This is a genomic window from Cedecea davisae, from assembly GCF_044095835.1.
Lineage (GTDB): Bacteria > Pseudomonadota > Gammaproteobacteria > Enterobacterales > Enterobacteriaceae > Cedecea > Cedecea davisae.
This window is the reverse complement of the sequence record NZ_CP172054.1, coordinates 2,004,518-2,019,234: the sequence shown is the minus strand read 5'-3', so window position 1 is coordinate 2,019,234 and position 14,717 is coordinate 2,004,518. Positions and strand designations below refer to the sequence as shown.

The window sequence follows — 14,717 nt, the reverse complement described above, 5'->3', positions numbered from 1 at the left end:
GTGTCACAACCTTCAAATGAAAAAAATCCACGCAAAGGCGTGGATTCGGTTTAATTCTATAACCAGATTATTGGTCAGAATGTTCAGGATAGAGGGTTGTTTTTGGCAACACACGTTTATCCAGTCGATGAAGGCCGTAATACAGAATAGCCGTCCCAAACCAGCCGATAAGCCAGGAAACGTCGTTACCGTCGAAAATCCACGTTAACGATCCATGGAATAAAGGGTTTTCAATAAAAGGCAGCTGAATAAGGACGCCGAAAACGTACACGCCAATGCCAAATAGATTCCAGCGCCCGTAGCGTTTATCGGCATCGAAAAGCGCAGGAATATCTACGGCGCGGGCTGAGATCAGGTAGTAATCGGTAAGGCCAATCGCGCTCCAGGGTACAAAGAATGCCAGTAGAAACAGCAGAAAATGCGTAAAGTGTTTGAGGAAAGCCGGTTCGCTAAGCAATGCAATAACGCAGGAGGCCGCCACCATCAGCACCACAAATAGAACACGATTTTTTTGGCTCAGCGTAACCTGCTTGCGGAACCCGGAAACGATTGTCGTCAGCGACATAAAGCTGCCGTAGGCATTGAGCGTGGTAAAGGTAATTTTGCCGAAGCAGATGGCAAAATAGATGACCATCGCCATGGTTTCGGTTTTCCCCAACCCGACAATGTAGCTCACCTCGTGGCCCGAGAAAGCGCTACCCGCGATAGCGGCGGTAATCACCCCAAGAGACATTGAGGCCTGGGTGCCTAACACCGTCCCGCTAAAGACAGAAAAGAACACCTTCGGGCCTGAAACGCCGCGCGGCAGGTAGCGCGAATAGTCGGACACGTACGGGCAAAAAGCTATTTGCCAGGACGATGAAAGCGACACCGCCAGTAAAAACATCGGTAGAGAGAAATGGTTGTTTTGCATAATCACGCTGAGGTCGGTATTCAATAGCAGCGAGGCAAACAGCCAGGCGAATGCCAGCACGCCGACGATGCTCGCCACCTTGCCCAGCTTGTGAATAACGCGATATCCCAGCACGGCAATAACAACAATAATGGCGCTGAATAAGATCATCCCGCTAACGTCGCTTACCGACAGCAGCCGCGCCATGGCCTGCCCCGCCAGCACGGTGCCGCTAGCCGAAAAGCCGATATACATTATGCAAACCAGCACCAACGGAATGACCGCTCCGTATACGCCAAACTGTGCGCGGGTAATTATCATCTGCGGTAATCCCAGCCGCGGCCCCTGCAACGCATGGAACGACATCACTACCGCGCCAATGATTTGCCCGACCAATAATCCTGTTAATGACCAGACCACGTCTCCGCCCAGCACCACCGCAAGCGCGCCGGTCACAATGGCGGTGATTTGCAGGTTGCCGCCGAACCACAGCGTAAACTGGCTAAAGGGATGCCCGTGACGCTCGCCGTCGGGGATATAATCGATGGAACGGGATTCCGTAAGCCGGGCTGCGCTCTTAGACTGCTCTTCTGTAGATGAAAGGGAAGACATAACTACCTCGCTAAAACCTGTTTAAACGGCGCCATATCGGGTAAACATCACATGACCAATCATGTATATACAACCACTCTCGCGAGTAAACACCTATGAAAAGGTGAAAGTGAGAAGCTGATTGTAGATTTTATGTAACCAAATTGATGCTTACATGTGCCAATACAAAACGGTGATGGCTGCAAGCCGAAGGATAAGCAAGATGTATGGAAAGGCGTGGAGAGGTTCACCGCGGAAATCTGTACAACTGCCGCGGTGAACACTCATACCAGGTGAACGGCTACCGGCTAAAGCCCTGCGGGGCGAGGCACTTCGAAGTAATTACCGTTGATATCTTTCTGGAAGTAGCTCCCGTTACGCACGTAGTATCGCTTGCCGTTATAATCCAGCACGCTGATGCCGGCCCCCGGGCTGGATGGGGTTTCAACCCGAACGTACTCCGCCCCCTGCCGCTGATAATAAATACCGTTGACGACGTAGTAAGTCAGCCCGCCAACGATAATCGCGGTTGCAAGACCGGGCAGAACGGTCAGGCGTGGCCACGGGTAAAAGTAGTGAGGCCCGCGATAGAACCCTGGCCCGTGCCCCCACCACGGTCCCGGGCGGGCCAATGCCAGTTGCGGCACAACCATCAGCGCAGACATCGCTATAACATAAAGTTGTTTTTTCATCTTAACCCTCCACTCCCGTGGCCGGGCGTAACTTTTAGCCCGTCATCTGTCGATTATAAGCCTGCCCTGCCGCGCTTTACCGTAGAGGAATGGTAAATCCCCAAAATCTCCACAATCCCCCTTCAGGTATTTTTATTTATCCCCAAATGTAAAAAATCCACGCCGGGGCGTGGATTTATCAGTCGATGCGATGTGACCGGCGTTGATTTATTCGAAGTACACTTCCGGGTTATCGGCCAGGGAAATATAGGTCTTGCTGTTTCTGTCCAGCGTGCGAATTTCACCGCTTTCGATGTCATAAACCCAGCCGTGAAGACGCAGGCCGCCGTTACGCAGGCCAACCGCAACCGATGGGTGGGTTTTAATGTTATTCAACTGGGCAATAACGTTCTCTTCCACCATGGCGTTAACTTTGTCGGTTTCGTTATTCCAGGTTTTCTTTTCAACTACCGCTTTCGCCGCGTCTGAATAGTGCAGCCAGTGCGCCACGGCCGGCATCGGGTCAAGACACTGGCAGGAGGCGATGGCCTTCATGGCTCCGCAGTTAGAGTGGCCGCAGATAACGATATCAGTCACGCCAAGCGCAACCACCGCGTACTCAATCGTCGCCGACACGCCGCCCGGCTCAGGGCCGAAGGAAGGAACGATATTGCCTGCGTTACGGATAACGAAGAGCTGCCCCGGATCCTGCTGAGTCACCAGCTCTGGCACCAGGCGGCTGTCGGAACAGGAAATAAAAAGCGCTTTAGGATTTTGGCTGGAAGCCAGGCTGCGGAAGAGTTCTTTGCGTTGCGGAAAAACTTCTTTCTGGAAGCTCAGAAAACCTTCAATGATATGTTGCATAGCACATTCTCTTATTCTGTATTGACCACGACATGATAAAGATCACATTCAGTTAGTCCAGTCCCTGCGGCCAAAAAGAGAGATTTCTGGTCGCCCTTAACCGCCACTTTGCTCATCCTCATGCCGCATTTTAATAAGCATATAGCTGTTAAGCAGCTGGCGTAGCCTGCTCTCCAGCTGGCCTTGTAACGCCTGCGGTACGGGCTCATCGGCGGGCAAATCCTGTAACCGGCGAACCAGCTCTTCGGCAGGCACTTCGTCATTCAGCGATTTTGAAACAGAAAACACCACGGTTTTTAGCTCGCTAACGGTCAGGTATTTTCCCTTCTTCTCATCCAGCTGGTTCAGGCGCTGCTGGAGCATTTGCAGTTCGGCCACGCCGTGACGCCAGCCTGCCGCGCCGGATGCCGGTAGCGCATTGGCGACCATCATCGCCCGCCATTTTCCTGCGGCATTTTTCGCCATTTCTGAACCAGGGTAAAGCTGCCAGGTTTGCTCCACCAGCCGCTCCCCGTGCAGCAGCGGCCAGTACGGAGGGAGCCTGCCAAGCTCTTCAAGGCGCGACTGCAATTGGCTGCCATAGGCCACGTTCTGATGCAGCCAGCCCGGGGATTCACGGTGCAGTGTTTCGACCTCTGCCGCCGGCAGAGTTGCCGGTAATTCTGCAACCGAGGCCATCAACGCATTTTCCGCCGGATGATTAAGCAGAGCAGGAATGGCTACGCCACCCAGTCCCGCAAGGGCAGCCGAAACCGCGAGGCCACAAACGAAGGCTTTAAGCGGCGTGATACGGCGTGGGGCTTCGGTTTTAATCTCAACTTCTACTTCTGGCCTGTCGTGTACCACATAAACCCAGCGCGGAGCGCCTTCACTCGCTTCTGAATTTACCGTATGGATCGGCAAAACCACGGCCTGAGGCTGATGTTCCTCGGGCGCTGCCGCATCGCTGTTTTCAAGCCGGGTAATGTCGTTTTGCAGCATCTGGCGCAGCGCCTCAATCCCTGCCGCATTACGCAATTCGAGGCGCTGTAATACCTCGCCTATAGCCGCCAGTAACCTTTCACTTCTGTAGAGCGCCGCAAGATCCACGCGCTGGAGGCTCAGCGTGCGGAACACCTGCTGAAGCCTTTTACTCAGGCCGCTGATAATCTCAATTCTGGCGTGTACCGAAGCGGGCCACATGGCCGACCACTGGTAGCGAACCAGGGCATCCACTATCGCCAGCCCTTCGTTAAAACCGTAAACCCCCGCAAGCTGGGTTCTTGCCAGAGTGAACCAGGCCGCCGTCTGAAGATCGACGCCGTTAGAGTCAAATAAATTAAGCGCCAGGCGTTCAACATAGGCCCAGTTAACATCGGGCCGCGCCGGGTGGGAAAGCTTGCCGAGTTCATCGCGCAGCGCTGCGTAATCCGGCATTGTTCGGGGGTCGCCCCCGGTTTTGAGTTGGCGTTCGTATGCCTGGGACATAGTGATATCCATTTCGACTGTAAATGACAAAGTGAGGATTAAATAAACTGGCTGGTCTCGAGATAGTTTTGCTGTTTAAGGTGCCTGAGCATCACCTTGCCCTCCGGCATAAACTCGGTGCCGTAGCGCACCAGCCCAATGCCTTTTAGCTCCGCGTCTATGGCGTAGCGGAGTTCGCCGGGGATATTTTGCCCGAGCATCACCACCTTGATGGCCTTAAGCCTTGGCTCGTATTTCAGCAGCACTTCGGACAGCGTCGCCATCAGCTGATGCGCCGTACCCGGCATGCCCTGAAGGATTTTGGTCATATCCGGCAAGCCGTAATCCGGCAGGTGTGCCAGAGTGCCAGCCCGCGCGTTGAGGATGCGCTGCATATTATCCAGCACCGACAGCACCACCTGGTTTTCTTCGCTCACGTTGTGCAGTTCAAGGCCGCCGCTGTAGCTGCCGGTCAGCATTTCATACAGCGAAGGGCCATTATGATTATCGGGCATCATTCATCCTTAAGCGGGAGGAGTTTCAGGCCATGGCTTCCTGCCTCAATAACTCTGGCCTTATCCGGATCGAGCGCTTCGCGGCTCATCACCAGTTTCCAGTTATTTTTTTCCATGTCGGGATGGCGGAAGAACCCAACCACCGCAACAAATTTAGCCTCAGCCTCCATCGGCATATCCAGCGAGGCATCCTCACCCGGTTTTATCACCAGGCTGCGGCTCGCAAGCTGGTCGCCATTCAGCAGGCTATCACCCTCGGCTAATAACTGCTGATACAGCGCTTTATCAAATACCTGGCGATCTTTTAGCTGGTAAATACGCACCACCATAGGTTCGGAAAATGAGCGAATTTCAGTTGGATCGGTGTTAAGCGCCTCACGGGCGGTAAAGTCGAGATGCAGCACTTTGATTTGCTTATAAAATACTGAACTAAATGCCGATTTAGTCCCGTCCGCAACGCTCTGGCCAAGACCACAGCCGGACAAACCGCAGGCAAGCAGCGCCATCAGCATTGATTTAGTCAAATTTGTAGGTAACACGTCGATTTCCTTTTTGCAGTGTTGCCGGTTTAAGGCCGCCGTAGTAGCCAAGCTCCGTGGTAAACGTTCCCGGCACTTCCTCTTCCGGGCAGCCCTCATCGCCCCCCAGAACGCCGTTCATTCCAGGCCAAAAAGGCGCTTCGCCCAGGGGCGGTATGGTTAACAAATGCGTCGCGGCCGTCAGCGTGATACGCGCCTTAAAACGCCAGCCCAGATAGACGCGCAGCATCACCATAAAGTCCTGATATAGCTGCCCGTCTGGCATCCAGCCTTGAGCTTCGTCCGCAGATCCGGTCTTCAGCTCAATAAGAAGCTGGCTACTGGCGTCCATCACCTCATCGCCGAGGGGGGAGTTGCCGTCCAACAGAATGTCCTCTTCGTCGCTGAATGCCAGAGGGTGTGCAACGGCAACCGGCCTCAGCGAATAAGGGCTAACACAAGCCGTTGTTTCCGGGGCCAGAAGCTGAACCAGAGCCCGCACCCCTTCCTGCGTTTTACCGGGCTGGCGCAGTACACCAAGCAGCGCGAGAAAACGGGATACCGGCGTGGCAATGTGGTTTGCCGTCCCGGGGATCCCCAGCCCCACCAGCCCCAACAACGACTGTGAAATAGCATCCGTCCCGCCATTTTCAAAAGTGGCCGGATAGGAGTATTTCCGCCAGATGCGATAAAATTGCGTAAGGATGCGGTGGCTGAAAATATCAAGAAAACCCTGGAGCGCCTCGTGCCCTTCCCTGCGTTGGGTAATATCATCCAGGTAAGCGGTAGGCAGCGGGGAGTCCACGCCGTACAACCCCATGAACGTGGTACGAATAACCGGGGGCTTGTCGGCATTATCCTCATCGTATTCAACCGCTCTTAGCTCACCGGCCGGGAAGCCCATGCCCGGCCAGGGGCTGAATCGCACCGGATCGTTTGCCGGACTACCGCCCCCCAAAGGCGCATTCTCCGGGTTCTGCTTCTCAATGAGCTGGCAAAAACGATAAAAGTTAATCCGCGAAATATCTTTTGCCAGGTCGCGGCTTAACCCGGAATGCGGCGGTTGTGTTTCTCTTCCCATTCCAGGCGCTCTCCGGTTGGTTGCAGAATGATAATCAGGCGATTAAACAAGTAGATATCGGTATAGAGGGCAAAAAATCGACTCAGCATTTCACCAAACAAACAGATATCGCCGTGCCCGGCAAAACCGCCGCTGTCGAGGGTCACTTCTATTTGCACGCCGCGTAACAAATGGCCCTGTTCGAAGCGCTCCGTTTCACCGTGGCTGACATCGATAATCGCTTCGAGGCGGCGACGATTCATTTCACTGTCCGTCCATTCATAAAGAGCCAGCGTGCCGCGCAGCACCTCTGCGTTATCCATCATGGAAAGAAAATTACTGCCGAGGTGGCTTAAAATACGCCAGTGAAAGCGATCTCTGTCCGGCGGGTAACAGGGCAGTGTTGGCGCGCAAAGATTACGCACGGCAATACTTGCCGAGGTGGTTTTCATCACGCTATCAAGCACCGTACTTTGCAGCGCCCTGCGCGGGAGTTGCCCGTTAGTGCCGGTCAGCGTTAAAGACAGGCTTTCATCTGCCGGCACGGTATGGTTATCAAATGCCTCGCCGCCGAGGATTATCCAGGTGTTGTGCAGCCCCGAAGGGCCGCGCCGCACGCGAGTATGGTAATAATATTCGGGCGCTTCGTGCCGCATCATCCCGCCCTTATGGCGGAAGCTGGAAAACGGCACATAGGTGTTTTTCCCCGAAGACAGGACCGAGTCAACCGAATAGATCTCGGTGTGCCCGTCCTGAACACGCATTGGGCGCAGCAGATATTCCGTTTGCAAAGCGTTAATGGTCAGTGGGTCCGATTCCAGCAAAAATAAGTTAACCACCGGCACGCAGTTCAGCCGTAAATGCTTCTCGGTGAAACTAAAATCATGCTCCCAGCGCTCAGAAAGCACGACCTCAATTTCAAACCAGGGTAATTGAGGAGGAAAATCAATGCTATCCAGTCCATGAAGACCGGCGAACATGAATTTTTCACGAAAGGTAAAATACTCCAGCAGCAGCTGGTAGCCGCTAAAGCTGGCACTTCCTTTTGGCCATAAGCCGCTCTCCTCGTCAAAACCCGAAGCCGTGAAATATCCCGCAAGAGGCCGACGTTCTGCTTCTCCGGCCAGACGTATCCACATGCGTTCAACATTCAAAGTAAAAGTTTCGTGCATCGCGCATGCCAGCGGCGCATCGGCGTTGAAATACAACGGCAGGCAGCTAAGATCGATGCGGCCCCAGTCCGCAAGGCTGCTGCACTGAAAGCGCATGTTAATCACCGACCGCCCCTCTGAGTCGGTCGCCAGATTGGCGTTTTCCAGCGACAGCGGCTGGAGGTTTATCTCCTGCGTGGTGCTATAGCGGCAGCGGGTATTCTTCTCGCCGATGGGCCGGGAAAGAACCTCAAAGCCCTTTTCGATGCGCATCTTCTCTTTCATTTCCCGCCAGTCAGGCGTGAACTCCACAATCGACATAGAAGGAATGGTGCGTAGATAGTGTGGCCACAGCAGGCTGACCAGCCCCTCCGTCAGCTCGGGAATATCGTCGTCAAGCTTCTCGCGCAGCCGCCCCATAAGAAAGGCAAATCCCTCAAATAGCCGCTCCACATACGGGTCCCGCGCACCGGCTTTATCGAGGTTTAGCATTGCGGCACGTTCAGGGTGAGCACGGGCGAACTCCTCCCCGGCTTCCAGCAGATAGCGCATTTCAGCGTCGTAATAACGCAGAGTTAAATCGTCCATAAATTTATATTCTGTTTGTTCGGTAGGTTAGCCGCACAATACTGCGGCGCGTGCGGGATCGAGAGACAGCAGCCCGGCAAGTAAAGTATCCATCTCTGGCTGGAGGCGGATTTTATCCGTCTCGCTACGTGCCGCCTTCATACGCAGCAGCTTCAGGCGGCGCGCCCTCACTTCAAACAGCAAATCTGGCGTCCATTGTTGCAGGGTTATCTGCCGGGCGGCGGCATCCAGCTCCCCGAGCAGATGCAGCGCCATCTCGTTTTTACCGTATTGTTCGGCGACCCGCGCCATAAGCAAACGCATCAGCCAGCGGTCACGGGGGGTTGCCATGCCCGGCCGGTTTTGCAGCCAGTTGAGAGCAGATTCGATACCTTCCCCATCGGCTTTTGCCAGCACTTCCGGCTCAAGAGCGAGGATGTCATCCTGTGCTGCAGGAGCCGTACTAAGCGATTCGCTCTGCCAGCTGTCGGGTTCGGCGATGATCTTTTCACCTATCCAGCTAAGCGTCACTTCATCGGCAAACGGCGTGCCATCGTCAAAAGCAAGCGACTCCAGGCCCGGCAGCCGGGCAAGCAGCCCTTTAAGGTCATGGCACAGGATATCTGCCCGGCAACTATCGGAGTCCATTTTCAGCAGCGCCTGCCACGCATACCATTGCACGTCCAGCCACAGGTGATTTACCCCGCGCACAAACAGGCTGTCGGTTTGTTCAAGCAGCTCCAGCCAGCTTTGCTGCAGGTATAAACGCTTAAGCCGGGCGCGATGATCGGGCTTAGGTGCCAGCAACCGGGTACGGCTGTTAGCATCAAGCGGAGGAAGCTGTGTCAGCGTATCCCAGCGCACGCTTTTGATAAGGTGATGCCCGGCAAGCCAGCCGCCGGGCTGGTTACGGAGGTATTGAGCCAGCACTTTTGCCTGGTCAAGAAGATCGCGCCCGGACGCCACATCGGTCATGCCCGGGACTGCCGCGCCGCCGGAAGTTGACGCCGGAAGAGCATCTTCGTCCCGGCTGGTTTGCGGCACCATGCTCTGCGCGCCACCGCTTTGCGCCAGCCGGTTTTCGAGCGCCTGATACAAGGGATTGAGTTCGGGCAGAGCCTCTTCACTCCCTTGCTGCAAAATCTGCTCCGAGAGCAGTAATGCTCCCACCACGCGCTGCATCACGGCAACGTCCACTTCCGGGTACAGCGACAGGCTGTCCAGCATTCTGCTGCTGCCCAGCCACTGGAGAGCAGCTCTTCTACTGCGGTCGCGGAGCGGATGCAGCCTGGAGCCAAAATGCTTAAGCATTCCGGCCAGCAGCTCCAGCCCCTCAGCCAGACCGGTTTCGCCGTCCTGATGCAGGCGAGCCCACACGTAAAAAGTGACGACACGTAAATCCTTGCTGACGCCGGTCAGCAGCTTTTCAGTCAGAGAGCAAATCAGGCCGGTATCAATCCCCGAAAGCTGGTTAACTTCTTCACGAATGCGCTGAAAATCGTCGTCATAACCGGGATCTTCCCCCACTGGATTGTCGTCGCTCAGCGGCTGAAGCCAGTTATCCCACAGCTGAAGACGCGTAAGAGATTGTTGGATCAGCTTATTTTCATCAGCCCCGCAGGCTAAAACTAAATTGTGTAGAGAGGCCATTAATTCACTCCATCCATGGGTATAGCATCGCCTTCATCGGCAAATTGCCCCAACACGCCAGGCTCCACGCTAAATATTTGCGCTGGCAGGGTAAAATTACGCAATGACAGCAGTTCCAGCGGGCCATTCCCCAACTGTGTGCGCAGCACCCACTGTAACGTTCGGCCATCTGGCGCGGTGAAGTTCATCATCCAGTGGCTGCTGTCCAGCCGCTGCCGCTTGCTTTGCTCAAGCCAGCGGATAAAGCCCCATGCCCCCACATAGTCGCCAAACAGGCGGGCGCCGCTCCCGGTTGTAGTCCAGGTCAATAGCGTGCCGGGTTTATAGGTTTCACCCGGCCAGCGGAAGCTTTGCCAGTCAGCCATCTGGTTAAAATAATGCAGTTTTTGCCCATCAATGGTGAGCTGCGTTTCCACCACCTGCGGCACGGGGCGCGCCTGTAGCTCAAAACCGATCCCCTGCCCGCCGTCGGTGAAGAGAACGTCCGACAACTGGCTGAGCTGATTGACCGCCTTGAGGAACGCAGGATTAAAGGTCAACCCCTGGCTATGAGCATTATCCGGAACCCACCGGCTGCCTTCTTTATGCAGCACGCCGTTGAGTTCGGTGGAGAGAAAACGATCGATGCGGCCCGTGTCTTTGCGGATAAACTCGGCCAGCATCGGCAAAGATGCATCGCTTTTGCTTGCCGCGAACGGAAAACGCCCGTCAAATGCCGTATGCCAGTTTGCCACTACGGCCCGGTTCCAGCGCTCGTTGAGGCTGGCCGCCGAGGGCTGCAACACGGTTTCCCAGGCCTGATTCAGAGGCTGGACAAACAACGTGTTGCCAAAACCACTCCACTCTTCCCCAAGGCTTGCGGCCACCAGGCTGCCGTACTGCTGGGTGTCGGTCAAATCGACACTTTTTCCCTGAAATACGGTTTGCGCCAGAGTCTGCATCATTTCCTGCGGGTCCGACGCGCTGGCGATCTGTTGCAGGCGCAGCCGCACGCGCGTAATGCGGGTCAGGTATGTTTGCAGGCTCAGCGAACTGTCCGCCGATATCGCATCGTTGTTTTTATTTTTTCCCATAAGCTGAAGCAGCGGCCCAAAGCTTTCGTCCAGCGGGCCTTGTGGCCCCAAAGCGCTCTGGTCGATGGCCGGTTTATCTTTGCTGTTGATTAAGTCCTTAGCCGATTTGATTATCGAGTCGGACAAACCTTCACTTTTCTGCCCCGCCTGCCCCTGCCGCACCAGGGTATTCATCAGCGCAATCAGCGGCGACTGGCGAACATCGCTCATCAACGTCAGTTGATCGGTGACATCCGCGATATTATTTGCCGGGTTAAGCCGCAGGCTATTGAGGAAGTTGAGCCAGCTGCCGGCGAAGTCGGTGAAATAACGCTGGGTTAGCCGCTCCCGAAGCGCTTCCGGAGCCAGGTCAGCGGAGACCGCCTTACGGCTGTCGCTCAGCACCCAGTCAATTTCATCCCGGCGGGTATTAGCAGCCTTATCAATGGCCTGCTTAACGCCGCCTTCCCATGCCTCACGGGTGAACATGCCCGGCACGCTCTCTTCGGTCGAGAACAGACGGCGCGCGTCCGTGCCCGGGGTCATATCCTCAAGCGAAACATCGGCAAAATTACGGCGCACCGATTTGAGCATGTTTTCATACAGCGTGCTTTCGGCATTACGGCGGCCAATTTGCTGCAATAGCACCTGGCGACTTTGGTTAACCAGGGCGGCGTTCGGGGTGATTTTCCACTGCGGCTGGTGCGGCAGCTCAGAGATATAAAATGCCCAGAGATCGGGCGACAAACTCTGCCATAAACCTTTGGAGACGCCGTTCAGCTCAGGCTGTACGGCCTTCATGGTTTGAGCATAAAACGTGCCGTCCGCTTTGTCCGGCCGCGCCATCATCAGCCAGGCTTTTAGCTGGTCGTAACCCGGTTTCGCAAGCTGGGCGCGCTGGTCGCTATTCGGGGCAGAATTGACCAATGCGCCAAGCTTACCGGCCAGGGCGGCATTGGCCGGGTCGCGAATCAGCCGATTGTTAACCACGCCATACCAGGGCAACATCGCGCCAAGCAGCTGCTGGCTGTGATCCAGCCCAAAACGCTGATACCACGGGGAACCATGCAGTAGATGGTTCTGCAGGCTGCCCGCGTCGTTGCGCAGACTGTGGAGGGAAGTCAACTGAGCGTCAGAAACAGCAGGATGTTCCACCAAATCCCGGGCTTTGCTTGCCACGGTAGATATTTGCTGCCAGTTCAGGGCGAAGGAGATAAGCAGCCCCGCGCCCCATATCCCGATAACGCCCATCAACCCCCAGGCAAGCATTCGCTCCCACGCAAAACCAACACGGCGCCCGCGCACGCGGCCACAATCGTCAATAATGGCCTGCCAGGTAGCGGGAAGTGGCAGCGTATTTTTACGACCAGCGGCCAGCGGCGCCGCCGCGCTTTCCCCTGCTCCCTCGCGATTCTCCAGGCTAAAGGCCAAACCTCGTAGCGGAATGCGCTGCTGGCTGGCATACAGCCAGGGTGCCAGTTGCTGCCCCCAGAGGGAGATGCCTCCGTTCTTAAGATGTTGAGCTAGGCGCAGCAAAAAGTCATGGCCGTTATTCTCCACAACCTGACTCATACCTCTGCTGCTAAGCTCCGGCAGTAAATTTTCCAGTTGGTGAGCAATATCATCCGGCGCGGCGCGCAGCGGGAAGGCAACGCCAACCGCCTGTTCGGTTCGGCCACTTTGAGACCAGCCGCTGGCACACAGCTGCCACAGCCAAACCGGCGGCTGGTAGCGCAGCAGCTCGCCAATCTTCTCCAGCCCGCGCAGGTCATCATCACTCTGCCCCGGATCGAGGCTAAGCCCCTGACCAATAACCCGGACAATCCCGTCCAGCGGGCGGCCATGGCGTAGCTTGCGTAGTGAAGCGTATTTTTCGGCATTAATTTCCGCAGACAGGCTGCCGCCGTAGATCAGAACGGTACGGTTACCTTCCAGCCACTGGTTTTCCTCCAGCCCCGGAAGCAGTAGATTAATGGCCGCCTGGTCACCGGTGACCAACAGCAGGCGGACTTTGCTGCGCCAGAAAAAACTGTAGCGGGTTCGAAGGTGTTTTTTGAGGCCGGGAAAAGAGGGAGCAATATCAATACCTTCAACGGAGAGCGGCTCAACCTTCTCACCATGTACCTGTGGTTTGTAGCGGGCCTGATTTCGTCTCTGCTTCCATCGCCACCAAACAGGCGAGCCAATCAGGCCCAGGAGCAAGACGGCAAATACGCCCCCCCAAATGGTCCAGATTTTGGGCGTTGAAATCCCGAAACTGTTCAAACTGTCCTGGTTGATAAAAAGTAAAAAAGCACTTATCCCCGCCAGACCAATAACCAGCAGGAAGTATCCCCATGAGCCATAGCGTGATTTTGGCAATATTTTTTGTTCGCTCATGTGTAAAGCTCCCTGTTAATCAAGCAAAGTGTCCCTGTTTGCTGCGGCGTCTGATTAACAAGCAGCTGATCCTTACCCGTTTTGTTGGCGGCCTCGGCCAGCATGGCTAAGGAAAGTGGTAAAGCCATCTCCCCAGGCGGCCCAAAGGAGAGATCGATAGAATGTAGAGGCCTTTTTTCCGGCAGTTGCCATTGATGCCGGGTTGCGTACTGCATAATTTCAGCGGCAGTCTTTTCAGCCGCTCCAGACAGCCAAACATACTCCAGGCTCTCCCTGTCAGGCCGTATAAATTCAAATAACATATCTAACTCATTTATAAGCTGCCCTACTTCTAGCGGCATCATACGAGTTATGCCAGCAATAACAGGCAGTGAATGCTGGCGAGCAAAGGTGGGTGACGCGATAAGCTGGGCAGAAATAAATTCACTTGACTGCCCAATGACTCCGGCACGCCAGTCCTGAAGACAGAGAATTAATATCAACCCATCAGATATCTTAGCATCATAGAAAGACTCTAATAATTCCGTTGAATAGACTGAAGCGGGTATAAGATCCCATTGTTGATAAATAGACTCATTGTGATATTCATCAAATCTGCCTGGCGACTGAAAAACATAAATAGAGTGTAGAAAATGACGGTATCCTGGACATTGCAGTTCCAGCCTCTGGTCGGTTTCTCTCATTAATGTCGAAAAACTATGCGGGGAATTAAATAATGGACGGGCTTTCTTTGGATATGCAGGCACCTTATCCAACTCACCCAACAGGGCTTCCATTCCTTTCTCTTCCGGGCAAAACAAAACATTGCCAATCACGGCAAGCTGCCGCTGACTCCAACTGCGCCATTCAGCTTTGGTTTGTTCTGTTTCAAGGTTCCAGGCCCGACTGGCTACGACAGACTGCTCATAACGGTTTAACATTACCCCAAAGAAACATAGCCAAACCAGCAATGCTGGCAGGATACCGTAGAAGAAAACTTTATCGTAGGTTGACACATTCCAGATCTCTAAGCTGAAAATAGCCCCTGTAATTAACATCAAAAGCAGTAACATTATCCAGAGCCAATATTTGGGTGCTGGAAGTGATTTTTTTTCAGGAATATCAGGTATAGGCCATGCCATAATAGAACTCGATGTTTTGTCTTATATTTAAAATCCAAAGAGGAAGGTAATAGATAACTCTGAGTAACATTCATTATTACCTGAACATTACAATTCCTGCTAATAAATTGAATAACACAATAAGCCATGTGATATTATATTGATATCATCATTGCATTTCATACTTCAGGGTTATCCATTCTTTTCGTAGATTATTTTGAGAATAGACATAAGTAATTTACGCTCGCATATTTTAGAAAA

11 protein-coding genes are annotated in these 14,717 nt (G+C 54.2%); all 11 read right to left on the bottom strand.

What is annotated here, in order from left to right:
• Window positions 1–67 precede the first annotated feature (67 nt).
• Window positions 68–1,504, bottom strand: a complete 1,437-nt coding sequence (locus ACG1VR_RS09980) for a purine-cytosine permease family protein (protein ID WP_395490830.1) — start codon at window positions 1,502–1,504, stop codon at window positions 68–70.
• Between the two features lie 287 nt (window positions 1,505–1,791).
• On the bottom strand, window positions 1,792–2,175 hold the full coding sequence (locus tag ACG1VR_RS09975) for a DUF6515 family protein (protein ID WP_395490829.1): 384 nt from the start codon (window positions 2,173–2,175) through the stop codon (window positions 1,792–1,794).
• Between the two features lie 207 nt (window positions 2,176–2,382).
• Window positions 2,383–3,018, bottom strand: a complete 636-nt coding sequence (locus ACG1VR_RS09970) for a carbonic anhydrase (RefSeq protein ID WP_016536798.1) — start codon at window positions 3,016–3,018, stop codon at window positions 2,383–2,385.
• Window positions 3,019–3,114: 96 nt separating this feature from the next.
• Window positions 3,115–4,485 (bottom strand): VasL domain-containing protein, encoded by a 1,371-nt coding sequence (locus tag ACG1VR_RS09965; RefSeq protein ID WP_395490828.1) that lies wholly within the window; start codon window positions 4,483–4,485, stop codon window positions 3,115–3,117.
• Between the two features lie 38 nt (window positions 4,486–4,523).
• Window positions 4,524–4,979 (bottom strand): type VI secretion system baseplate subunit TssE, encoded by a 456-nt coding sequence (gene tssE / locus ACG1VR_RS09960; RefSeq protein WP_039898304.1) that lies wholly within the window; start codon window positions 4,977–4,979, stop codon window positions 4,524–4,526.
• The gene (gene tssJ / locus ACG1VR_RS09955) at window positions 4,979–5,518 is read right to left on the bottom strand and encodes a type VI secretion system lipoprotein TssJ (protein ID WP_395490827.1); all 540 of its coding nucleotides are present in this window, start codon (window positions 5,516–5,518) and stop codon (window positions 4,979–4,981) included. Before tssJ ends, tssE begins: the two co-directional genes overlap by 1 nt.
• Window positions 5,496–6,578: a type VI secretion system baseplate subunit TssG gene (gene tssG / locus ACG1VR_RS09950; protein ID WP_395490826.1), complete on the bottom strand. Its 1,083-nt coding sequence runs from the start codon at window positions 6,576–6,578 to the stop codon at window positions 5,496–5,498. The genes tssJ and tssG overlap by 23 nt, the downstream gene beginning before the upstream one ends.
• Window positions 6,542–8,296, bottom strand: coding sequence for a type VI secretion system baseplate subunit TssF (gene tssF / locus ACG1VR_RS09945; RefSeq protein ID WP_395490825.1), 1,755 nt, complete (start codon window positions 8,294–8,296; stop codon window positions 6,542–6,544). The genes tssG and tssF overlap by 37 nt, the downstream gene beginning before the upstream one ends.
• 27 nt (window positions 8,297–8,323) lie before the next feature.
• Window positions 8,324–9,925, bottom strand: coding sequence for a type VI secretion system protein TssA (tssA, locus tag ACG1VR_RS09940; RefSeq protein WP_395490824.1), 1,602 nt, complete (start codon window positions 9,923–9,925; stop codon window positions 8,324–8,326).
• Window positions 9,925–13,356: an ImcF-related family protein gene (locus ACG1VR_RS09935; RefSeq protein WP_395490823.1), complete on the bottom strand. Its 3,432-nt coding sequence runs from the start codon at window positions 13,354–13,356 to the stop codon at window positions 9,925–9,927. Before ACG1VR_RS09935 ends, tssA begins: the two co-directional genes overlap by 1 nt.
• Window positions 13,353–14,477, bottom strand: a complete 1,125-nt coding sequence (locus ACG1VR_RS09930) for a hypothetical protein (protein WP_395490822.1) — start codon at window positions 14,475–14,477, stop codon at window positions 13,353–13,355. Before ACG1VR_RS09930 ends, ACG1VR_RS09935 begins: the two co-directional genes overlap by 4 nt.
• Between the last annotated feature and the right edge of the window lie 240 nt (window positions 14,478–14,717).

Excerpts from the sequence above, each read along its gene's own strand:
- tssA (WP_395490824.1), bottom strand. The coding sequence starts at position 9,925 with ATGGCCTCTCTACACAATTTAGTTTTAGCCTGCGGGGCTGATGAAAAT.
- ACG1VR_RS09930 (WP_395490822.1), bottom strand. The coding sequence starts at position 14,477 with ATGGCATGGCCTATACCTGATATTCCTGAAAAAAAATCACTTCCAGCA.
- tssE (WP_039898304.1), bottom strand. The coding sequence starts at position 4,979 with ATGCCCGATAATCATAATGGCCCTTCGCTGTATGAAATGCTGACCGGC.
- ACG1VR_RS09935 (WP_395490823.1), bottom strand. The coding sequence starts at position 13,356 with ATGAGCGAACAAAAAATATTGCCAAAATCACGCTATGGCTCATGGGGA.
- ACG1VR_RS09980 (WP_395490830.1), bottom strand. The coding sequence starts at position 1,504 with ATGTCTTCCCTTTCATCTACAGAAGAGCAGTCTAAGAGCGCAGCCCGG.
- tssF (WP_395490825.1), bottom strand. The coding sequence starts at position 8,296 with ATGGACGATTTAACTCTGCGTTATTACGACGCTGAAATGCGCTATCTG.
- ACG1VR_RS09965 (WP_395490828.1), bottom strand. The coding sequence starts at position 4,485 with ATGTCCCAGGCATACGAACGCCAACTCAAAACCGGGGGCGACCCCCGA.
- ACG1VR_RS09970 (WP_016536798.1), bottom strand. The coding sequence starts at position 3,018 with ATGCAACATATCATTGAAGGTTTTCTGAGCTTCCAGAAAGAAGTTTTT.
- tssG (WP_395490826.1), bottom strand. The coding sequence starts at position 6,578 with ATGGGAAGAGAAACACAACCGCCGCATTCCGGGTTAAGCCGCGACCTG.
- ACG1VR_RS09975 (WP_395490829.1), bottom strand. The coding sequence starts at position 2,175 with ATGAAAAAACAACTTTATGTTATAGCGATGTCTGCGCTGATGGTTGTG.